The 21,167-nt window shown below is 63.4% G+C and carries 19 protein-coding genes and 1 pseudogene; 14 read left to right on the top strand and 6 right to left on the bottom strand.

The genetic code is table 11. The annotated features are described in order from the left end of the window. Nucleotides 1-13: 13 nt before the first annotated feature. Nucleotides 14-321 (bottom strand): annotated as a pseudogene (locus QTI04_RS28355) (LysR family transcriptional regulator); the annotation flags it as partial. Nucleotides 322-1,541: 1,220 nt separating this feature from the next. On the opposite strand from QTI04_RS28355, the gene QTI04_RS28350 reads away from it, so the two are divergent. The 3 genes from QTI04_RS28350 (at nt 1,542) to QTI04_RS28340 (ending at nt 3,688) form a co-directional block, all read left to right on the top strand. After that, on the top strand, nt 1,542-2,378 hold the full coding sequence (locus tag QTI04_RS28350) for a PHB depolymerase family esterase (protein ID WP_286618517.1): 837 nt from the start codon (nt 1,542-1,544) through the stop codon (nt 2,376-2,378). 108 nt (nt 2,379-2,486) lie between these two features. Next, nucleotides 2,487-3,197: a glycosyltransferase family 2 protein gene (locus QTI04_RS28345; RefSeq protein ID WP_286618515.1), complete on the top strand. Its 711-nt coding sequence runs from the start codon at nt 2,487-2,489 to the stop codon at nt 3,195-3,197. 5 nt (nt 3,198-3,202) lie between these two features. Further along, a complete protein-coding gene (locus QTI04_RS28340; RefSeq protein ID WP_286618514.1) occupies nt 3,203-3,688 on the top strand; it encodes a DUF421 domain-containing protein in 486 nt (161 codons plus the stop codon). A gap of 475 nt (nt 3,689-4,163) precedes the next feature. Here the strand turns inward: QTI04_RS28340 and QTI04_RS28335 are convergent, their stop codons facing one another. Beyond that, the gene (locus QTI04_RS28335; protein WP_286618513.1) at nt 4,164-4,610 is read right to left on the bottom strand and encodes a hypothetical protein; all 447 of its coding nucleotides are present in this window, start codon (nt 4,608-4,610) and stop codon (nt 4,164-4,166) included. A gap of 293 nt (nt 4,611-4,903) precedes the next feature. Here QTI04_RS28335 and QTI04_RS28330 point away from each other — a divergent pair, with 293 nt between their 5' ends. After that, entirely contained in the window at nt 4,904-5,329 is a 426-nt protein-coding gene (locus tag QTI04_RS28330; RefSeq protein WP_286618512.1) for a DUF3597 domain-containing protein, read from the top strand. Between the two features lie 210 nt (nt 5,330-5,539). On the opposite strand, the gene QTI04_RS28325 is transcribed toward QTI04_RS28330, so the two are convergent. Beyond that, complete coding sequence (locus QTI04_RS28325; protein WP_286602388.1) at nt 5,540-6,001, bottom strand: GAF domain-containing protein; 462 nt, start codon at nt 5,999-6,001, stop codon at nt 5,540-5,542. A 596-nt stretch (nt 6,002-6,597) separates the two neighbouring features. Between QTI04_RS28325 and QTI04_RS28320 the strand changes: the two genes are divergently transcribed. Beyond that, entirely contained in the window at nt 6,598-7,797 is a 1,200-nt protein-coding gene (locus tag QTI04_RS28320; RefSeq protein ID WP_286618510.1) for an FAD-dependent monooxygenase, read from the top strand. 28 nt (nt 7,798-7,825) lie between these two features. Here the strand turns inward: QTI04_RS28320 and QTI04_RS28315 are convergent, their stop codons facing one another. Next, nucleotides 7,826-8,794: a tripartite tricarboxylate transporter substrate binding protein gene (locus tag QTI04_RS28315; RefSeq protein ID WP_286618509.1), complete on the bottom strand. Its 969-nt coding sequence runs from the start codon at nt 8,792-8,794 to the stop codon at nt 7,826-7,828. Here QTI04_RS28315 and QTI04_RS28310 point away from each other — a divergent pair. Then, on the top strand, nt 8,793-8,921 hold the full coding sequence (locus QTI04_RS28310; protein ID WP_286618507.1) for a hypothetical protein: 129 nt from the start codon (nt 8,793-8,795) through the stop codon (nt 8,919-8,921). The genes QTI04_RS28315 and QTI04_RS28310 overlap by 2 nt on opposite strands. Before the next feature lie 360 nt (nt 8,922-9,281). Here the strand turns inward: QTI04_RS28310 and QTI04_RS28305 are convergent, their stop codons facing one another. After that, nucleotides 9,282-10,139, bottom strand: a complete 858-nt coding sequence (locus QTI04_RS28305) for an AraC family transcriptional regulator (RefSeq protein WP_286602391.1) — start codon at nt 10,137-10,139, stop codon at nt 9,282-9,284. Nucleotides 10,140-10,363: 224 nt separating this feature from the next. Here QTI04_RS28305 and QTI04_RS28300 point away from each other — a divergent pair, with 224 nt between their 5' ends. The 3 genes from QTI04_RS28300 to QTI04_RS28290 all read left to right on the top strand — a co-directional run bounded on the left by QTI04_RS28300 (nt 10,364) and on the right by QTI04_RS28290 (nt 13,431). Beyond that, entirely contained in the window at nt 10,364-11,233 is an 870-nt protein-coding gene (locus tag QTI04_RS28300) for a fumarylacetoacetate hydrolase family protein (RefSeq protein ID WP_286602393.1), read from the top strand. A gap of 11 nt (nt 11,234-11,244) precedes the next feature. Then, nucleotides 11,245-12,027 (top strand): alpha/beta fold hydrolase, encoded by a 783-nt coding sequence (locus tag QTI04_RS28295; RefSeq protein WP_286618506.1) that lies wholly within the window; start codon nt 11,245-11,247, stop codon nt 12,025-12,027. Nucleotides 12,028-12,090: 63 nt separating this feature from the next. Beyond that, on the top strand, nt 12,091-13,431 hold the full coding sequence (locus QTI04_RS28290; RefSeq protein ID WP_286618504.1) for an amidohydrolase family protein: 1,341 nt from the start codon (nt 12,091-12,093) through the stop codon (nt 13,429-13,431). Nucleotides 13,432-13,647: 216 nt separating this feature from the next. Here QTI04_RS28290 and QTI04_RS28285 read toward each other — a convergent pair whose 3' ends face one another. Next, complete coding sequence (locus QTI04_RS28285) at nt 13,648-14,442, bottom strand: IclR family transcriptional regulator (protein WP_286618502.1); 795 nt, start codon at nt 14,440-14,442, stop codon at nt 13,648-13,650. A 133-nt stretch (nt 14,443-14,575) separates the two neighbouring features. Here QTI04_RS28285 and QTI04_RS28280 point away from each other — a divergent pair, with 133 nt between their 5' ends. The 5 genes from QTI04_RS28280 (at nt 14,576) to QTI04_RS28260 (ending at nt 21,162) form a co-directional block, all read left to right on the top strand. Then, nucleotides 14,576-16,336 carry an FAD-dependent oxidoreductase gene (locus QTI04_RS28280; RefSeq protein WP_286618500.1) on the top strand — a complete coding sequence of 587 codons (1,761 nt, stop codon included), beginning with the start codon at nt 14,576-14,578 and terminating at the stop codon, nt 16,334-16,336. Nucleotides 16,337-16,363: 27 nt separating this feature from the next. Continuing rightward, nucleotides 16,364-17,140, top strand: coding sequence for an SDR family NAD(P)-dependent oxidoreductase (locus tag QTI04_RS28275; RefSeq protein WP_286618499.1), 777 nt, complete (start codon nt 16,364-16,366; stop codon nt 17,138-17,140). A 68-nt stretch (nt 17,141-17,208) separates the two neighbouring features. Beyond that, nucleotides 17,209-18,405, top strand: a complete 1,197-nt coding sequence (locus QTI04_RS28270; protein ID WP_286618498.1) for an ABC transporter substrate-binding protein — start codon at nt 17,209-17,211, stop codon at nt 18,403-18,405. A gap of 58 nt (nt 18,406-18,463) precedes the next feature. Beyond that, complete coding sequence (locus QTI04_RS28265; RefSeq protein WP_028250709.1) at nt 18,464-19,387, top strand: branched-chain amino acid ABC transporter permease; 924 nt, start codon at nt 18,464-18,466, stop codon at nt 19,385-19,387. Beyond that, on the top strand, nt 19,384-21,162 hold the full coding sequence (locus QTI04_RS28260; protein WP_286618496.1) for a branched-chain amino acid ABC transporter ATP-binding protein/permease: 1,779 nt from the start codon (nt 19,384-19,386) through the stop codon (nt 21,160-21,162). The genes QTI04_RS28265 and QTI04_RS28260 overlap by 4 nt, the downstream gene beginning before the upstream one ends. Nucleotides 21,163-21,167 lie beyond the last annotated feature (5 nt).

The raw sequence follows: 21,167 nt of genomic DNA, 5'->3' as shown, positions 1-21,167 counted from the left end.
TGCTCGGCCGGCTTCAGGGTGCGCTCGACGTCTGGCGCAACGTCTGCAGCAGCATGCGGTGGAGACTGTCGACGGCCTTCGATCCGCGCGAGGCCGAACTGCGGAGAGGGCCACCTGCATCGGTTCGAGCGGCCCGAGCCCGTGCTCGATCCCGAGCACCTGCAGGTGCGCCGGAGCGCTGCACTGGGTCAGCGCGGCGACGGCCAGTCCGCTTTCGACGGCGGCAATCTGCCCGGCCAGGCTGGAGCTGTTGTAGACAACCTTGTCGGGACGCCCCGGGAGCGCAAGTGAATGGATTGCGCTTCTTCGACCCAGGCTGGCCTGCGCGGGTAGTTTCGGACTGGGCGGGCACCGCCCTTCGGATCGTCGCCGCATCGGACCAAGGGCAAAGGCGGATCCCGAGCAAACGTCTGTGCGCCATTTCCACTGCGGGTCTCGAGCGGCAGGATGCTCCAGGCCAAAAAAAGACCCGCGCTGGGCGGGTCGAAAGATTGCCTTGAACAATCCCTTGAAGAAACAAGGGCAGTGTGTTCCTGCGGCCACCAGAAATCGCGGCATTAAGTCACGCATTCGGACCGCAACGTCAGTGTCTACCCCATTTTGGGGATCACTTTAGTTCTCGTCCGGGGGCGTATGGTGCCCCTGGCGCTCGCCAGGGTCGTGAAGACGCACGTTGCGCGCCCAGCGCGATGTCGCGCCAAGACTGCGAGCGGACGTCGTCCGCAGACTGTAGCCCGGCCGCGATGCTGCCGTCGATAGCGCGGGACGTGCACCTGCTTGAGACCGTCAAAGTCCGATGGTCTTGCGAACGCGCGCGTCGGCTGCCGTCGAGCGCAGACATGCCATCAGTTGTTCGGTTGCAGGCGTTCGACTTCTTCCGCGCAACGTGATCATTCCGACCTGCGGCTTCAGGATCTTGAAAAGGCCCTCGCGCTCGAAGTGGCGCGCCACGCCACGTGCCAGGAAACCGCCCGCAGACGCTCACGCACGAACGTCAGCGTCACGAGGAACGAACCTGTCTCCACGATGTCGACAGGTGGCGCGAGGCCATGCTTGTAGGACATCGCACGGTGGTCCGATGCTCCGCCGCTGACTTGCCACAGGAACGTTGGTCAGCGAAGCGCCCGCGGAAAGATTGAGGTTCGACAGGAGCCGGTCCGGCTGCCAATCGAGCCACAACGCCTCGCCCTTGCAAGCTCAGATCGTCGTCGACCATCGCGCACCTCGTGCGATCGAGCACCAGTGCCAACGCAGGATGCTGCGACGTCTCTGCCCCCGCCTGTGCGCACAGCGTGTCACCAATGACGAGCCGGGCTATTTGTACTTGCCTTCGCGGATCGCAGCCACCGGCATTTCGGCCTACTTTCGCGCAGGTCGTCGGCTCACGGGTCGCTGCCGGCCGCGGCACGCAAAGTGCGTGCATGCAAAGCAGCCTCACGACATTCAATCCATTTCTCTCCTGGTTTCAGATGGCCTCGGAGGCGAGCGCCTCATTCTTCCCCTCGGCATCTTCAGGTTCTGCAACAATTCGCTCCGCGCCGATGACGGCGATCCACGACGATCACAGCCTGTATGTGCCGGCGACAGCGCCGCGTCACGGCGCTCCGCTGGCCGTGATGCTCCACGGCGCAGGCCAGGATCCGGGGGACTTCGCGGCGGGCACCACGATGAACTTGGCCGCCGAGCGGCATGGCTTCGTCGTTCTCTATCCCGCGCAACCCAGTAGCGCCAACGCGCACCAGTGCTGGAACTGGTTCGAACCGGCGCACCAGACGCGCAGCGCGGGCGATCCTGCGCGCATCGCCGCACTCACCTTGCAAGTCGCGCGCGAGCAAGGCGTGGATATCGATCGCATCTACGTCGCCGGCTTGTCAGCCGGCGGTGCCATGGCAGCCTTGCTGGGGGACCTTTTCCCTGACGTGTACGCCGCTGTCGGCGTGCACTCGGGTCTGGCGGCACGCGCCGGGACAGACCTGTCGTCTGGCTTGGCCGCGCTGCGGGGCGCCCCGCGCGAAGCCAGCGTGCCGCGCGAGATGCCGACGATCGTCTTTCACGGCGACAGAGATGCCGTCGTGCACCCTCTCAATGGAACTCAGGTCATCGAAGCTTCGCTGGGAGCCGACTGCGCCTTCAAATCCTGCGAGCACACCGGGCCCGATGGCCGGCGGTTTACCCGTCGCAACTACCTTCATGAGGGCTCGGGCGTGCGCGGCGAGCACTGGACTCTGCACGATGCGGCGCACGCGTGGTCGGGTGGAAGCCTCGGAGGGTCCTTTGCCGATCCCCTGGGCCCGGATGCCAGCGAGGAGATGCTGCGCTTCTTCGAGACACAGCGACGTATTCCATCGCACGGGAGCCGTGCTGCCGATCGCTTTTGACATGTGCCGTGACGACCAGGATCGCGACAGACGATGCGAGGTCGGCTTTGTTGTTTCCGGCGCCTGCAGCGGGCCTCGCCTCGTTCAATACCCTATCCATTCAAGCCCATGATCGGCGTCGTCGTTCCTGCGCACAATGAACAAGACGTCATCGTGCAATGCATTCGCTGCATTTCTCGGGCAGCGGGACACAATCTGCTCGACGCCGAGCCCGTCGAGCTGGTGGTTGTGACGGACTCCTGCACCGACGGCACGGCCGTGCTGGCGGCGCAGGCTGGCGCCACGGTGTTGACCCTTCATGCACGCAACGTGGGCGCAGCGCGCGCTGCCGGCGCTGAGCACCTGCTCGCAAGAGGCGCCAGATGGCTGGCGTTCACGGACGCCGACACGCTGGTTTCGCCGGGATGGCTCGCCGAACAGCTCGCGTTGGAGGCAGACGCCGTGTGCGGTACCGTTGACGTCCAGGACTGGTCTCCCCATGGCGTACATGCCGACCTCTTGCGTTCGCACTTCGCGCAAACCTATTTCGACTGCGATGCACATCGTCATGTCCATGGCGCCAACCTTGGTGTTTCGGCAGCAGCCTACCGTCGCGCGGGCGGCTTTCGCCACCTCTCATGCAGCGAGGACGTCGAACTGGTGAGCGCCCTCGAGGCCTGCGGGGCCCGCATCGCCTGGAGCTGCCGACCCCGTGTAATCACGAGCGCGAGACGGGTCGCGAGAGCGCCGGGCGGATTCGCGGATGCCTTGCTCACTGCGGTCGCGCAGCGGCTCGCGGCCGGTACCCCGCATCTGCCATCACTCGGAACAGCATCGTGAGGGAGATGGCCGAACTCTTCGCGCGCGAGTTTCCTGTCTGGCACATGGTTGTCCGGGGCACCGTGGTGTATTGGTTCCTGCTGCTGGTCTTTCGCTTTGTGCTGCGCCGTGACGTCGGCTCGATGGGGGTGGCAGACCTGCTTTTCGTCGTGCTCGTGGCCGATGCCGCCAGCAACGCGATGCAGGGCGAGTACAAGTCGATCAACGATGGACTTGTCTTGCTGGCCACCCTTGTCGCATGGAACTTCGGGCTTGACTGGTTGAGTTATCGATTCGCGGCCGTGGCCAGGTTTCTCGAGCCCCAGCCGGAGGTCCTGGTGCGGCATGGACGCGTCGTGCGCAAGGCCATGAAGCGGGAGATGATCACCATGGAAGAGCTCGAGGGCAAGCTGCGCGAAGCCGGCGTGGAGGCGCTATCGGAAGTTCGCATCGCACGCTTGGAGGGCGACGGCAAGTTGAGTGTTTTCAAGGTTGATCGATTCGGCCGATAGCCGGCCGACCTCGCCGCGAGAGGACGACGCCCCACAAGGAGCCGCGCCCGATCCACGGCGCGATCGGGTCACCACCGCCATGCCGATGGATCCGATCGGGGGACGCGCGCCATGGGCTGAGGCCGCGGCGAGCGGGCTGTGGAGAACCAGGGAAACGCCGTACAACGCCGAGGGCGTGGCGCAGCAGGCAGAGTGGGTCGCTTTCAACTCGCTCGTCGTGGGAAAGTCAGAGCGCTCTTGTCCCCGGAGTCGGTGAATGACCCTGTGGATAACACGGTGCGAATCGCGCCGAAGCCGCATGCGGCTTGGATTTCATTGCGATGCCCAACGAACAGGCACTTCCTTGGACGTCGAACATGGTTGGACCTGCGCGCCTCCATGGCGGGGGCGTCAGGGTGCGGGTGCGACGCTGACCACATCGAAAGGGAGAGGGGGCGCGGGGCCTTCTTCTTGCCGAGCTGGCTGTTCACGGCCATCAATCCGCCCGGGACCGCCGCTGTGGTCGGATGGGTGCAGGTGCGGGTCGGTGAGGCGCCTTTCGATCCGGCCCCGCGGCCCACCCCGGAGCGAGTCGCACGCGTGCGACGTCGTGGGCTGCGGTGCGCATGATGTTGCGTTCGGCGGCACCTGTGAGCACCAGGCCACCTCTATTCTTGAGGTCTCCGCTTTCCATGCGCACTTCGGCCACGGCGCGGGTCTGCGTGTCGATGCACCAGAGCTGGCCCGCCACGAGTTGGATCGTCAGGCACTGTCGGCCGTCAGGCGAGGCCACGATCCCGTTCAGATTGACGTCGGTCGGCAGGTAGCGGTTCGGCGTGTTGGAGAGCTCGAGCCAAGGTTCAATGCGCGGGCGCGCCAGGCCGTTCCGTACCTGATCGGCACCGGCTTGAACGAATCGGTTGGAAAGGAGGAGTGGGTTCATCGTGTGCGCTCGAGACGGGCGTGTGACGGTCGGCAGCTTGGCGTTGCCCGACCAGCATCCCGGCAGAAGCCGACGAGGTGGATGGCTGGACGGATCTGGCAACCGAATCGGGAGGCTAGACAGCGGGCGGGGACGCTGCTGCCAGGTTCAGGTGGAGCAGGTGCGTCGCGTGCACCGACGAAGTAACGGCGGATCTCAAAGGCCCTGGGGATCTTCACCCCCGTCATGGCGGCGAAGTCCCACACCAGGGAACGGCAACAGGGTGCACTGTCGCTTCTTTCAGGAGAAAACTCATGGGCATCCTCAGCAACATCCTTGGCAAGATCTTCCCGTCCTCGCACGCGGCAAACGCCCCGGCATCAGGCTCCGCAGCGTCAACGGCGCCAACGTCCACAGGAGCGAGCGCAACCGCGCCTGCCGGCAACGCACCCACGTCTCCCGCAGCGCCCGTCGCGATGAGTGAAGTCGACGTCGAAGGGATGCTGGACGGCTTGGCTGCGAAGTCGAGTGAAAAGCTCAACTGGAAAACGTCGATCGTGGACCTGATGAAGTTGCTTGGCCTCGACAGCTCCCTCGCCGCCAGGAAAGAACTCGCGCAGGAACTTCACTTCGCCGGCGACGTGAACGATTCGGCCGCTATGAACGTGTGGCTTCACCGGCAGGTGATGACGAAGGTTGCGGCCAACGGGGGCAAGGTGCCCGCAGACCTCAAGGACTGAAGGCGGCGCCGTCCAGCATCCCATTCCGTCGGGCAGCCGTGCCACGCAACTGGACCGCCTAGAGGGCTTGGCGCCCGCAAGGCGCAAGCTCTCGCAATCATGAGGGTCCGGTGAAAAACGAGGCTGCACCACCGGTGTGAGGGCGAACGACGCGTTGCGTGCACCGAAGGCTTCAGCGAGCGATCGAAGAAGGCTTGGAAGCTGCCCCGATCAGATGTCGGCCAGATGTCGGGGAAGCAGCGAAGCCGTACCTTGCAAAAGTTCGAACTCTTCATCAGGCAGGTGCAGGTGCCGCATGTCGAAATGGGAAAGCGTGCCCCAGAGTTCTCCCGACACATGATCGAGCACCGGCACGCTGTGATAGGAGATAACGATTCCCCGCAACGCGTGCCCGAAGAGGCGAGGGTCGGCGACGGAATTGTCGGTACGAAACGCACGATCCTTCACCACGAACTGGCAGAAACTGCGACTGAACGGAACCACGGCCAAGAAGTCGGGCCGCATCCGGCCGGCCTTGTCGTGAAGGAAAACGTTGTGAAGGAGCGGCCCTGCAAATCGATAAACGGCGGTGAAGCGGTGCGGGACGCCCTCGTTGAGGTACGCCAAGGCCGCAGCAGGTCCGCTTGTTGCCAATACCGCTGACATCGCATCCAGAGTTCGAATGCTGGTCATGGCGCATGCTAGCAACCCAGGTCCCGGGTGGCGCGGGCATTACGAGACTTACCCACGGTCACTTGTTGTATCCGTCATCCCGCTTCAGCTTGTCGAAGGCCCCACGTTGAAGTTTGGGTGACGCGATCCCGGTCACCGTGCCGTGGAAACTCGGCAGCCCTTGGGGACAATGAAGCGATGAGCAACCAGGGACACGACCCGCGGGTTCCCGCTGCCGCCTCAAGCAAACACGGTGGCTCACCGCCCTGGTGATTTGACGCCTCAGTGGTTCGACCTCATGGGCCAGCAGGCCCCTGACCTTGCTTTCGTGCTCCAGGACCAGCAAGGCGCCATCATTGGTCCGCGCGCGGCCGCTGTGGGGATTCCGATCGCCGACGCTCACGCGGCCGGCGAGTTTCCGATGTCGAAGGCAATCCAGTGGCCGCTACCCAAACAACTGGGTGGTCGTCCGAGCCCCACAGTCAAGGGCGGCCGATCAGAGAGACCATTCGCGATCTTCCAGAAGCCTCAGGCGCGTTCGCCCGGCATAGCGAGAAGCAGCTCCTCGTCAATTGCCGTTGCCCTCCGCAGGTTGCGCTCTCACAATGCCCTGTTGAATGATGATCGATCGGGTTGAAATGGCATCTCGACCAAACGTGCTGATCATCGGAGGCGGCATTGGCGGCTTGTTTGCCGCCAATGCGCTGATCCGACAGGGGCTGCGTGTTTCGGTTTATGAACAGGCGTCCGCATTGGGCGAGATCGGCGCTGGTGTGTTTGTGACACCGAATGCTGTGCGCCACTTGGAGCGTGTGGGCCTCGGGCCCGCCGTCGAGAGATGGGGTGCGCGAGTGGGTCCCGGCTCCTACTACTTTCGCCACGACGGTACCCCGATCGCCCCGGTGCAGGTGTCGGATGCCTCCGGTTGGAACGCGACCTTTGGCATGCACCGCGCCGACTTTGTCGATTTCCTCGCTGCCCACCTGCCCGCCGGGATCGTCCATACCAACCATCGTGCCATCGCCTTCGAGCAGACCGACGACCTAGCCCGCGTCAAATTTGGCAACGGCACCATGGCCGAGGCCGACGTTGTGGTTGCTGCCGACGGAATACATTCCGAACTGCGTTCCTACGTCTTTCCGCTCTCCAAGCCGGTCTTTCACGGCACCATTTGTTATCGAGGTCTCATTGCACGGGAGCGCCTGCCGAACTGGCCGATGGACCGCTGGCAAATGTGGGCCGGACCGTCCAGGCATTTCCTGGTCTTCCCTGTTCGTCACGCAACGATGGTCAACTACGTCGGGTTTGTCCCGACCGATGAGGAAATGAAGGAATCCTGGTCCGCACCCGGCGATCCAGCGGTGCTGGTCCGCGAGTTCGAAGGCTGGGATCCCCGCATCGCCAGTGTCCTTCAGCAGGTCGACGAGACATTTCGCTGGGCACTCTACGACCGCGAGCCGTTACCGACCTGGACCAAGGGCCGGTTGACGCTGCTCGGCGACGCGGCACATCCGATGCTTCCGCATCTGGGTCAGGGGGCCAACCAGGCCATCGAGGACGGCATGGCGCTCGCCACGATTCTGGGCCAGGTGGACACATCGGGAGTAGGAAAGTCGCTGCTTGCCTACGATCGCTTGCGTCGCACGCGCGTGGCGGAGATTCAGCTTGGTGCCCGACAGAATGGACTGCGTCTCGACTCTACCGACATCGATCTCAGTGCCCGAGACGCGGCGCTCGCCGCGCACGCCGAATTTCGCAAGCGCCTCTATGCCTACGACGTGGTGCCGGATGCGCGCGCCGCGGCAGCGCTGCAATAGGTCTCCTTCGGCGCCTGCAGGACCAGCCTCATCTGATCAAACCGGTCTTCCGGGCCATGTCCCCCACTCGCTTGAACTCCGCGCGGATCTCGGCCGTAGTCTGCTCGGGTGTGGCATAGCTCTGCAAAATGCCGAGCGGCGCCAGCCTTGCCGTCACTGCGGGAGCGTTCACCGCCTGCTCGATCGCGCGAACGAGGGCCTTCCTCGCGTCTTCGGGGATGCCTGCGGGCGCGAGAAAGCTGAACCAGATGCCGAACAGTTCCTCTTGATAGCCGAGCTCGCGCATCGTGGGGATGTCGACAAACTCGGGAGATCTGCTCGAAGCGACAAGGCCCCGGAACGCCCCTGACTTGATGTGAGCGCTCAGCGCACCCAGCGCCAGCACGACACCTTCGATGTGTTCTCCGTGCAATGCAACGATGCCCGGCGCGGCGCCGGCATACGGAATCCCCACGAGTTCCGCACCCGTGAGCGCGTTGATCAACTGCACGCAGAAATCACCGACGGAGCCGGAGCCGGGGTGACCAATGCGCACCTGGCCCGGTCTGCTCTTCGAGTATTCGATCAGCTCCGCGAAGCTCCTATGCGGTGAGTCGCTGCGCACGACCAGGAGCGTTGGCGTGCGTGAGGCGGTACCGAGTGGCACCAGATCCCGAAGCGCGTCGTAGGTGACCGACTGCGGGTCGAGAACGGCACGAAAGGTCAGCGCGCTGTTTTGCGCAAACAGAATCGTGTACCCGTCTTTCTTGGCTTGGACCACGCTGTGGGTACCTACAGCGCCCCCTGCGCCGGGTCGATTGATCGACAGCACCGGCGTCTGCAGCAGCCTCGAGATCTCTTCGCCCAAGGTGCGCGCGGCGATGTCCGCAGCGTCACCCGGGGCAAGCGGAACCACGAGATTGATTGGCGCACTGGGAAACGGCAGGGCTTGGCCGGAGGCCGGGAAAAGCCAGATGAGCGCAGAGAACAGAAGAATGAGCCCCGCCAACCATCTCATGACCAAGATCCCCTATGGAACAGCGAGTTTCCTGCCGGTTCCGGAGCGTAACAGTGAACGGAACGGTGATGCGGCATTTAAAGTCGGCCATGCGCTGCTGATCTTGGTGACGGCCGCTCTGTGGTGACCACATTGAGTGGCCAGGTACCCGTTCACCGACCGTGCTAGAGCAGGTGGACCAACCGCCGCTTCTGGCTCCAGCCGTGAGTCGGCACGGTCATTGTTCATCGGCGCCTGCCTTCGTCGCGCCTCGAAGGACCGCTCCTCGCCGGATTGGTGAGCTCCCGGCGCAGCGGCGAAAGGCAGCTTCGCACGACATACCTAACGTAGGTCGATGGGCGGCGACGGACGGCACAGGGCCCGGTGCTGCCGCTCGCCATCGACTGTCGCATGGCCGGTATGCCGGCGAAAGCAGCCCCATCGGTTGGTCCGATTCGCACCGAAGCAAGACTTGGCATTGCGCCCTGACTGCATCGAAGCCGCCAGCCTAGAACTGCTCCCTGGGGACGCCGGTAACGGTCACAGGTGACGGATCGCGCGCCGCCCGCTTGAAGATCGACGGCGAAACGCCAGTGTGCTCCTTGAAAAAGCGCGAAAAATTGCCTGGCGCTGAAAATCCGAGATCCATGGCGACCTCGGTCAGTGCGCCGCCTTCGGCAACGCGGCGCATGGCTTCCTCGACCCGCACGCCGCTCCAGAACACCTGAGGCGTCGTGTTGAGTTGGTCGCGAAAAAGAGCGAAGAAGTGCGCGCGCGACAACCCGACCTTCGCCGCGATCTCATCGATCGTCGTGATTTCGGAAACGTGTTCACGCATGTGGGCAATGGCGCTGCGCAGACGATGGTCAAGCATCACGCCCACGGAACTCGCAGGCGATTCGGCGCCGCCGGTGGTCGAAGCCGCAATGGCCGCCTCCAGAAGCCGCTCCACTTCGTCGTCGATGGCCGGGCGCGACTTGTCGGCGGAGATGATCAGGTCGAGCACCCGCCAGCACGAGCGGCGCATTGCGGAGTTGATGGGAACGCGCGGGGAGGGAAATCGGAAGTTGCGTCCCGTTGCGTTGCCCAGCGCGTCCAGCCACTGCTTGGAAATCATGAAGACGAGGAAGAGGCAGGAGCCGCTGCCCTCCATCACCATGTCGTGCGCCTCGAAGGCGTTGACGCCGAGTGCGACGTTCTCGCCGTAGGGCACGACCTCAGCGCCGACGTTGGCGACTGCACGACTGCCGCCGAGCCACATCGCCAGTTGCGATTCGGAATGGGCGTGCGACACCAGGTTGGCTCGGGATTCGAGAACGATCGCCGTGCCAAAAGCTCCCTCGTGCAGCGCGTACGCCTCCGCCATCTTTCAGCTCCTCCAAGGTGGGTTGACGGTGCAATTGTTCGCCTTGGCGAGCCCTGATTTGACGGCCACCCGGGTAAGTACCTAGCACTGCACCGGACTCCCTGATACGTCGTCGGATTCGTCGATAAGCGCCAAAAGAGCTGCGTTTTTAAAGTTGCTCCATCCCCGCGGTGCCTTGATCGGAACCGCAAAACTGCAGAGAGAAATCACAGGAGCAGACTGAAATGCGCATCGCAACTTACATCGCCGACGGCACCCGCCGCGTGGGACTTGTTTCCGACGACGGCCTGACCATCCAACCGCTCGACCTGACGCCGCAGCAAGCGGCCGTGGGTGCCCTGAGCATCATCGAATCCATGGCCCAAGGCGGAGCGGCGCCAGTCGCGATCGGTGCAGCCGTCAAGGTGGCGGATGTCGCGCTGGACGCGCCGCTGCCCAAGCCCCGGCGCAACCTTTGGTGTGTCGGCCGCAACTACCACGCTCACGCCAAGGAACTCTCGGCCTCCGTCTTCAAGGATAGCGGCGCCAAGACCGACGAATGGCCCATCGTCTTCACCAAGGTGCCCGAGTGCGTGGTCGGCCCGCACGACGACGTGCTGGTTCCCAGCGAGATCTCGACACAGATCGACTACGAAGCCGAACTCGCCGTCGTCATCGGAAAGGGCGGCAAGAACATCACCCGCGCTGCGGCCATGGACCACGTGTTCGGCTACACGGTCCTCAACGACGTGACGGCGCGCGACGTGCAGATTCGGCACGGCCAGTGGGACATGGGCAAGTCCTTCGACACCTTCTGCCCGATGGGCCCGTGGATCGTGACGGCCGACGAGTTCGACGGCACGAAGACGCGCGTGCGCTGCTGGGTCAACGGCGAGCTGCGGCAGGACGGCCCGACCGAGAACATGATCTTCGACATCCCGACGCTGATCGAGACAATTTCGCGCGGCATCACGCTGTATCCGGGCGATGTCATCGCCACGGGAACGCCGGCCGGGGTGGGCATGGGCATGTCGCCGCCGCGGTACCTGAAGGCGGGCGACGTAGTGCGCGTTGAGATTGATCGCCTGGGTGCGATCGAGAACAAGTTCGTCTGAAGCGCAACGCGATGACGACTCAAATCATCAACGGACTGGCCGTCGAGATCGACGGCAACGGCGAGGCGCTGCTGTGCATTCACGGACTCGGCGGTTCGTCGAACACCTGGACGCCATTGCTGGCTGCTTTGTCGGACTTCAAGGTGATCCGCCCGGATCTCCCCGGAAGCGCACGTTCGCCGCTGCTCGCGGAGCCGCTGACGATCGAAGGCTATGCCGCTTCACTCGAAGTCCTGCTCGCCGACTTGGGCGTCGAATCGGTACACGTGCTGGCGCACTCACTCGGCACCGTCGTTGCGCAGCATCTCGCCGTGCGCAACCCCGGCAAGATCAAGTCGCTGGCCCTGTTCGGCCCGCTGGTCGCACCACCCGAAGCGGCTCGGCCGAACATCGTGGCGCGTGCGGCGGCCGCGCGTGGCGGTGCGGCGGCCATGCAGGAGATTGCCGACGCCATCGTCAAGGGCGCCACCAGCCCGGAGACGAAGGCCGAGCAACCCGCCGTACTGGCACTCGTTCGCGAAAGCGTGATGCGCCAATCGCCCGAAGGCTATGCGCAAAGCTGCGAGGCACTGGCCAAGGCACAGTCGGCCGAGATCGAGCGCATCGGCGTGCCGACCCTGCTCGTGACAGGCGACCAGGACGGCGTTGCTCCGCCCGCCAACGTGGCCGCCATGGCGGCGCGCATCACCGGATCGCGGCAAGTGGTCTTCGATGGCTGCGGCCACTGGACGACCTTCGAGAAGCCGCAACGCTGCACGCAGGAACTTGAGCAGTTCTACGCATCGCTGCGCTGATCTCTTTTTCTCCGCTTCTTTCATCAACCCATTTCCGGCACCACGGGCCGGAGGAGACAAGCCATGACCCGCATCGCATTCACCAACGTCCGCATCTTCGACGGCACGGGCGAAGACACCTACACCGGCGACGTGCTCGTCGAAGGCAGGCGCATCGTCGAGGTGGCCCGCGCGCCCAATCGCGTGAGCACCGACGACGCCCGCGTCATCGACGGCAAAGGCCGCTTTCTCATGCCCGGCATGACCGAGGCCCACACGCATTTCTCGTGGAACGACCAGCCCAGCCTGGCGGCTATTCAGTTCATGCCGCCGGAAGAGCACATTCTTTGGTGCGTACGGGTGGCCAAGCGCTACCTTGACATGGGCTGGACGTCCGCGATCGGCGCGGCTGCTGCCAAGCCGCGCTTGGACGTTGTGCTTCGCAACGCAGTTGAGGCGGGCGAGTTTCCGGGCCCGCGCTACCTCGCCGGCAGCCAGGAGATCACAACGATCGGGGCATTGGGTGACAACACGCTGCCTCACATGGACTTCGAGGAATTGAGCTTCGGAAGCGTATGCAGCGGGCCGGAGGAGATTCGTCGCTCTGCGCGTAAGTTCATCAAGTACGGCGTCGACCACCTCAAGATCAACTTGTCCGGTGAGTACATCGCCGGCCTGCCGGCCGAGATGTCGCCATTCTCGGAGGAAGAAGTGGCAATGCTTTCGCAGGAAGCCAAGCGCTACGGCAAGCGCATGGCCGCTCACGCGCGGTCGAGCGAATCGGTCAAGCAGTGCGTCCGCCACGGCATCGAGATGGTCTATCACGCGAGTTTTGCGGACGAGGAAGCTCTGGACATGCTCGAGGCGGCCAAGGACAAGCACTTTGTCGCACCTGGCATCGGCTGGCTCATCCGCACCACCTTCCACGCCGCCGAGTACGGCATCACCGAGGCTGTCGCGACGCAGATGGGCTACAAGCGCGAACTGGAGATCGCCTCGGCATCGCTGCGCAAGATGCATAAGCGCGGCATCCGCATCCTGCCTGGGGGCGACTATGGTTTTGCGTGGATGCCCCATGGCACCAATGCCAACGACCTTCAATACTTCGTCGATTACATCGGCATGACGCCCAAGGAGGCACTACTGGCGGCGACGAAGCTGGGCGGCCAGATCATGCTGCGCCCAGACGAACTGGGCCAGTTGAAGGCGGGCTACCTGGCGGACATCGTGCTGGTGGATGGCGATCCGCTGGAGGACCTTTCGCTCCTGACCGATCCGGCGAAGATCCAGCTCGTGATGAAGGACGGCGTGATCTACAAGGATTGCGCGACCCCCGTGCCTGCGGAGGCTGCGCTGCATCTGGAAGGGGCCGACTTCCCGCTTCGTGAGGAAGGCGTCAAGGAGGCGCTTGCTGAAATGCATTGAGTGAGAGACGAGCGAACGGGGCGGCGGCAACGCCCCCTCAAGCGGCGACTTTCAACCTCGCTCCCCAAACGTCGGTTTTGCAGTTGCAAGCAGACATCAGCCTCGAGTAACAACTCGGCTCGCCGGCCCACGGCGTGACGCCCTTTGGCTCGCAGGGGAGTTACGTAGCGGATCGCCGCGCGGTGGCGGTGGCGGCGGGCCGCCGAAGCGCAGCGCTCAACGACCGAGGCGTCTAGAAACTTCGACGCCGCAAGCTCTCACCGCTTTCGCCTGGGTGCCCGTCCACTCCGTATCGAAAGATCGCGAGCGTCCCATGAGAGTGATCCCCAGCACGATGTTTCCCGAGTAGTCGAAGACGGGTGCAGCAAAGGAGCAGACGCCGGGTGTGGGGTTGTTGATCGAGCGAGACACCCCGTGTTTGCGCACATCGTTCAGCATGCCGTGCAAATCGTCCGCGTCGATAGGCTTTGCGATGTCGGGGCCGAGTCGCCGTTCGTCCTCCAGCAGCGATTCTTCGATCAGCTTGGGGGGGAGATAGGCAGCAAACAGGCGGCCCGTGGCCGTGCCGGCCAACGACATGACCGTCCCCGTTCGAATGTTGGTGTGAAGAGGATAGATTGCGTCGAAGAGATACACGACGGTCGGACCTTGATTGCCCCAGACCGAAAGAGCGACGCTGTGCCCCGTCTCCCTCGCTAAGTCCTCCGCGAACGGCGTGGCCTCGCGAACGGGATTGAGCATCCGAAGAGTGACCAAGCCAAGTTGCATGGCGGTCGGCCCGAGCCAGTAATAGCCCGTCGACGCCTCCTGGGTGACCAACCCCAGCTTGGCGAAGCTCACCAGGTACGGGTGAGCCTTCCCAGGCGCCATGTCTGCAGCCTTGGCGAGTTCCCTCAAAGGCATCGGGCGACCCTGCGCGCCGAGCGCAAGCAACAGTTGGCCTCCAGCCTCAATGGATTGGATGCCTCTACGTTCCTTTTCGGAACTGCCTTCGTTTTCAAGTGCGGCCATAGCGTCTCCTAACAATCTGATTCTAACAACTTCATTAGTTGAGGGTAAACCATTAGCATAGGAAAGATGCGTTAGCACCATACTAACGTCATCGGGTCACAGATGAGGCCCCTACCTCAAGGAGCAATGGGCAATGAGCAAGCAGGAAACTGAGTACGACGTTCTGGTGGTCGGCACTGGTGCGTCTGGCATGTCGGCGGCAGTCACCGCCGCCCACCAGGGCCTCAAGGTTCTGGTCGTCGACAAGGCGCCGGTCTATGGCGGCACCACCGCACGCTCGGGCGGATGGCTGTGGATTCCAGGCACCAAGCTCGCCAAGGAGCAGGGCATCGTCGAGCCGGCGGGGGCGGCGCGCGCTTATCTGCAGCACGAGGCCACCACCCATTTCGATGCCGCGCGGGTCGACGCCTTCATCGAAAACGGACCCAAAGCCTTCGACTTCTTCACCGAGAACACATGCGTGCAGTTCGACATGCCGCCGGTGTTCCCCGACTACCACGCCGAAGCACCTGGCGGACAGCCGGCCGGCCGGTCCATGGTGACCCGCCCGTTCGACGGGCGAGAACTGGGCAGCCGCATCGACAAGCTGGCGCCGCCCGTGCCCGAGCTGACCGTGTTCGGGATGATGCTCGGCTCCGGCAAGGAACTGTGGCACTTCCTGCGTGCCTTCAAATCTTTCGAGTCCTTCTGGTACGTCGCCAAGCGCTTCGGCGGCCATTTGCTCGACGTCGTGAGGTATGGCCGCGGGATGACGCTGACCAATGGCAACGCCTTGGCTGGCCGACTCGCCAAGGCTGCTATGGACCTTAACGTCCCGGTCTGGCTGAACTCGACGGTGAAGTCGCTCATCGTGGAAGGTGATGCCGTCGTCGGAGCGACCGTCGTTCAGGACGGCAAGCCGCTCGAGATCCGCGTGCGCCGTGGCGTGGTCCTGGCATGCGGTGGCTTCCCCTATGACGTGGAGCGTCGCAAGCAGCTGTTCCCGCATGCGCCGACCGGCCACGAACACTTCACCCCGTCGCCCGCGCTGAATACCGGCGACGGCCTGCGTCTGGGTGAATCCGTCGGAGGCTGGGTCGACCCCACGATTCCGAATGCTGCGGCATGGTGCCCAACCTCGGTGACCAAGCGCAAGGATGGTTCCGAGGGCGTCATGCCTCACTTCATCGACCGTGCCAAACCAGGCGCGATTGCGGTCACCCCGAAGGGGCGCCGCTTCACGAACGAGGCGCTGTCCTATCACGATTTCATTCAAGACCTGGTGAAGGCCTGCAAGGGGACGCCTGAGGTCACTTGCTGGCTCATCTGTGATCACAAGCACCTGCGCGAGTATGGGCTGGGCGCGGTGGCTCCGTTCCCATTGCCTATCGGCAAGCATCTGAAGAGCGGTTATCTCAAGAAGGGCAATAGCCTGCAGGAGTTGGCCAAGGTGATCGGCGTGCCCTACGTGGCGCTGCAGGAGGAGGTCGAGTCCTTCAACCGTGACGCCGCCAAGGGCATCGACACGAAGTTCGGCAAGGGCAGCACCGCCTACAACCGCTTCCAGGGCGACTCTTTGGTGACGCCGAACCCGTGCATGGCTCCGATCCGCCAGGGCCCCTACTACGCGATCAAGATCGTCGTCGGCGAGATCGGCACATTCGCCGGCCTCCTCACGGATGAGTCTTGCCAAGTCCTCACACAGGCTCGGCAACCGGTCAACGGTCTCTATGCCGTTGGCAACGACGCGGCCAGCATCATGGGTGGCAACTACCCCGGGGCCGGCATCACGCTCGGCCCGGCGCTGACCTTTGGCTATGTCGTCGGTAACGTGCTTGCGAACCAAACGAAGCGACCTGCGGCCGCTGATGTAGTCCAGTTGGCCACTCCGCGCCAGCGTGTCCGCGCCGCCTGATCCCCACAAACGAAGCAGGACAGACAAATGGAAATCTCTGAACTCATGGCGCCGCAGGTCTTGACCGGGCGCATCGCTCTTGTGACCGGCGCGGGTCAGGGCAATGGCAAAGCGATCGCAAAGGGTCTCGCGAAAGCGGGCGCCGAAGTCGTCGTGACCGATCTGAACGACGAAAACGCCACCGCAGTTGCTGCCGAGATCAATGCCGCAGGCGGCAAGGCAGTCGCATACAAGCTGGACGTGACTTCGCGAGATGCTTGCCAAGCACTGGCGCTCACCGTGGCGAGCGAAGTCGGAAACATCGACATCCTGGTGAACAACGCCGGCATCATCATCCGCGAAGGGCTGGACAGTCCGAGGGTGGCTTCGAACCTCGAGCGCACGCTGACTGTGAACGTGATGGGTACCTTCCTCCCAACGCACGCGTGGTTGGATGCGCTGAAGGAAACCAAGGGCGTGATCATCAACGTCGGGTCCATCGCCTCGAGCACCGGAATTCCCAATGTCGTGGGGTACTCCCCGTCCAAGGGCGCGGTCAAGCTCATGACACAGGCGCTCGCCGTCGAACTGGCGAAAGACGGCGTCCGTGTGAACGCGATTGCGCCAGGTGTCATCGAGACGCCGATGACGTCATACACGAGGGAAGCGCCGGATCGCCTCGACAAGTTCATGCTGCGCACGCCGATGGGTCGCGTCGGGCAGCCCGAGGAACTGGTCGGCCCCGTGGTGTTCCTTGCATCAAGCATGGCCTCCTACGTGACGGGCGTGACTCTTCCCGTTGACGGCGGCTTCCTTGCCTCCTGATTCGCAGGCTTATTCCTTCCTTGTTCGCAACCCTGAACTCACTGAGTTCTAAAAAACCGGAGACAGCTATGAGCATTCCTAAGTTCCTGAAGCGAGCCGTACTTGCCGCGAGCCTTGTTGCTGCAACGGCCGCAAGTGCCCAAGACATCAAGTTGGGCTACAACGGCGATCTGTCGGCCTCTCCCTCCGCGCAAAGCGGCCAGGCGGCAGTGCTCGGCATGGAGGCGGCGATTGCCGACATCAATGCTGCCGGCGGCGTCCTTGGCAAGAAGCTGGCGCTTGTCACTCGGGATGACACTTCGGCACCTCCGAAGTCGATTCAGAACATGAGCGAGCTGGTCGACAACGAAAAGGTCGCCGCCGTGTTCGGTCCGACCAATTCCGGCAATGCCATGGCCTGGAAGCACATCGCCAACCAGAAGAAGATCCCGGTCATCGGCAACGTGGGTTCGGGCACAGACATCACCAAGCCGATGAGCCCAGGTGCAGACAATTACATGTTCCGCGTCTCGATGGTGGACCGCGAGCAGGTCGCCGCCTTGATGGCTTACGTCAAGAAGAACACAGACAAGTCAAAGGTCGTCGGCTTGATGGCCGAGACCACCGGCTACGGCCAGGGTGGCCTGAAGGACATGGAAGAGATTGCCAAATCTCAGAACATCAAGATCGCAGCGACGGAGCGATTCGGCGTGGGCGATACGGACATGACTTCTCAGCTGAGCAAGATGAAGTCTGCCGGCGTCGACACGGTGGTGGTCTGGGCGCAGGGAACCCCGATCGCGCAACTCGTGCGCAGCATGGAAAAGATCAACTACTTCCCCCTGGTACTGACCTCGTGGGCTGCAGACAACATCACTTTCTATGACGCCGCAGGCAAGACGTTGGCGGAAAAGCCGATCTTCATGCGCACGGTCAGCGAGTCGCGCACACCGGCGCAGCAGAAGCTGTTCGACCGCGTCGGCCCCAAGCTCAAGGCGCCGGGCTCCTTCTCCTTCGCACTGCACGGCTACGACTCGGTCATGCTTTATGCCGCCGCAGCGAAGCAAGCCAACAGCTTCGACGGATCGACCGTTCGTCTCGCGCTGGAGGACTTGAAGGCCCCGGTTCAAGGCGTTCTCAAGACCTATGACAAACCGTTCAGCAAGACCAACCACGAAGCCCTGACGGCCAAGGACCTGGTGTGGATCCGCTGGAAGGACGGCAAGCTGATGCCCTACACGGACTCGATCGTCGGCTCACTGGCTGGCGCGGACTTCAAGCAGTAACGCGCTTTGCGTATCCGGGCCGCATCCCGCGGCCCGGGCAATCATCTCGGAGGCAACTATGGTTGAGGCGCTCTTACAAGCGATTCTCAGTGGCTTGGCCGTGGGCGGTGCCTACGCGCTGGTCGCCCTGGGTTTCAGCATTACTTTCACGACGACCAAGACACTGAACTTCTCGCATGGCGAGTTCGTGTCGGCGGGTGCATTCATCGGCATGAGCGCGCTCTTCCTGGTCTTGGGACTTCCTGTGACCTCGACAACCTTTGGTCAGGCACTGCCCGGCGCTGGCGCCCAGCTTCTTGCTCTTGCAGCAGCGCTTGGTGTCATGGGCCTTCTGGGTTGGCTTCTCTACGCGATTGGTGTGCGCCCCTTCGCGGGTCGGCCCGGCATGGCGTGGGTCATGAGCACGCTCGGTTTTGGAGTCATTTTGCAAAGCATCGGATTGGCCATCTGGGGACCGAAGCCCGTGGTGGTACCCGGGCCCGTGGGCGACGAAGTGATCCGACTGCTCGGAATTGGCGTCCGCCCCCAGGAGCTTCTGACGTTGGCTGTCGCCGTGGTCATCATGATCGGCTTCGACTTCGTCATGAATCGAACCATGGTAGGCAAAGCCATGCGTGCAGTGGCCGCGAACGGCAACGTGGCCAGCCTCATGGGCATCAACACCAACGCCGTGATGATCGGCGCCTTCGTGATCAGTTCGGCGCTCGCAGGCCTGTCCGGCTTTCTTCTCGCGCCGATCGCCCAAGCATCGCTGTTCATGGGACTGACCGTGGGCCTCAAAGGTTTCTCCGGCGCAATGATTGGCGGCCTGAGCAATCCGCGTGGCTGTGTCATCGGTGGTTTCGTTCTCGGTGTGTTCGAGTCGCTGGTGAACCTGTGGCAGGCCCAGTGGCGCGAGGTGGCCGTCTTCGGTCTCGTGATCCTGGTTCTGGCGTTCCGCCCGACAGGCTTGTTCGGCAAGAAGCTAGTGGAGAAGGTATGAAGCGCAGTCAACATCTCGTGGGCGTCGTGCTCGCTGCCGCCGCGCTGATCGGCATCACGTCCCTGTTCGGAAACGACTACTACCTGCGCATCGTCTTCATGATGTGCGTTTACTACCTCTGCGCTGCGGGCATGAACGTGCTGGTGGGCTACGCGGGGCAGAAGTCGCTGGGCCAGGCAGGGCTCTTCGCTGCAGGAGCCTATGCGGTTGCACTGCTGACGACGCGTACCGAAATGAACCCATGGCTCGCGCTTGTGGTTGCGGCCGGGATCTCTGCGGTTTGCGGAGTCCTCATCGCCTTGCCATCACTGCGAGTGAAGGGCCCGTACCTCGCCATGGTGACGCTCGCGTTTGGCATCGTCGTTGAAAAGCTCGTGGGCGAATGGACCGACGTGTTCGGCGGCGCGCAGGGGATCTATGGCATCAAGGCCTTGACCTGGGACGGGCAACCATTGACGTCGCTGCAATGGGTCTGGCTTGGCATTGGACTGTGCGCTTTGACTCACCTCTTGTTGCGCAATCTGCTGCAGGGTCGCTTCGGTCGCGCGCTGCTCTCGCTGCAGGCCGACGAGATTGCCTCGTCCTCGGTGGGCGTTCGCGTCTATCGCGCCAAGGTCATCGCGTTCGTCGTTGCGGCTGTCACCTGCGGCATCGCCGGCGCGCTGGTCGCCCAGCAGAACCAGTACATCAACTCCGACTTCATCACGTTCCACCTGTCGATCTTCATCCTGTTGCTGGTGCTGTTCGGTGGAGCCGGATCGCAGTACGGGCCCCTGGTCGGCACCGTCATCCTGACGGCGGTTGATGCCGCCTTGGCACGTTGGCCTTCGGCGCAGCATTTCCTGTACGGCTTCCTGCTGCTGTTTGCGCTCTATGTGATGCCGGGCGGCGTGACCGGGCTGTTCTCGAAATGGTTCCGGCGGTCGACCGAGGCGCCCGAAGTATCGAACACTGACGCCGCACCCACACGCATCGGACCCGAGGGCCAAGGCGAGTTGCTGGTGGTGCAGGGAGTCACCAAGAACTTCGGCGGCGTGAAGCCAGCCCAGAACGTCTCGTTCCGACTGCAACGCGGTCACATCCACGCGCTGATCGGACCGAACGGCGCGGGCAAAAGCACGATGATCAACATGCTGACGGGCCTGATCGATCCGACCGAAGGTTCCATCCAGTTCCTTGGCCAGGAAGTCTCCGGTCGGCCGGTGCACTCGATCTGCTGCATGGGCATGGGCCGCACCTTCCAGAACCTGCGTCTCTTCGCCGAACTTTCGGTGCTCGACAACGTCATGCTGGGTCGTCACAGCCGGATGACGAACGGCTTCTTCGCCTCCCTGTTCCATCTGCCGAGCGCGAAGAAACAAGAGGCCGCAACACGGGCCCGCGCCCTGCAACTGCTGGATCTGGTGGGCCTGCTGCATCTGGCGCACCACCCGGCGGGCAGCCTGCCCTACGGCCTGCAGCGGCGCGTCGAACTCGCACGCGCGCTGGCGACCGAACCTCAACTCCTTCTGCTGGATGAACCTGCCGCAGGACTCAACCCGCAGGAGACGGCCGAGCTGGGTCAGCTGTTGCTTCGCATCGGCAAGTGCGGTGTGAGCATCTTGATGGTCGAGCATCACATGGATCTTGTCATGTCGATCTCGGACCACGTCATCGTGCTCGACTACGGCATCAAGATCGCCGAGGGCAAGCCCGCCGAGGTGCAGGCCAACCCCCGTGTCGTCGAAGCCTATCTGGGCGTCGACGAGCCCGAAGAAGTCCTTTGCGCAGCCTGAATCAG

Origin of the sequence: Variovorax sp. J22R115, from assembly GCF_030317005.1 — a bacterium.
Classification (GTDB): Bacteria; Pseudomonadota; Gammaproteobacteria; order Burkholderiales; family Burkholderiaceae_C; genus Variovorax.
Note: the sequence above shows the minus strand (reverse complement) of the source record. Positions and strands in the feature narration are given on the sequence as shown.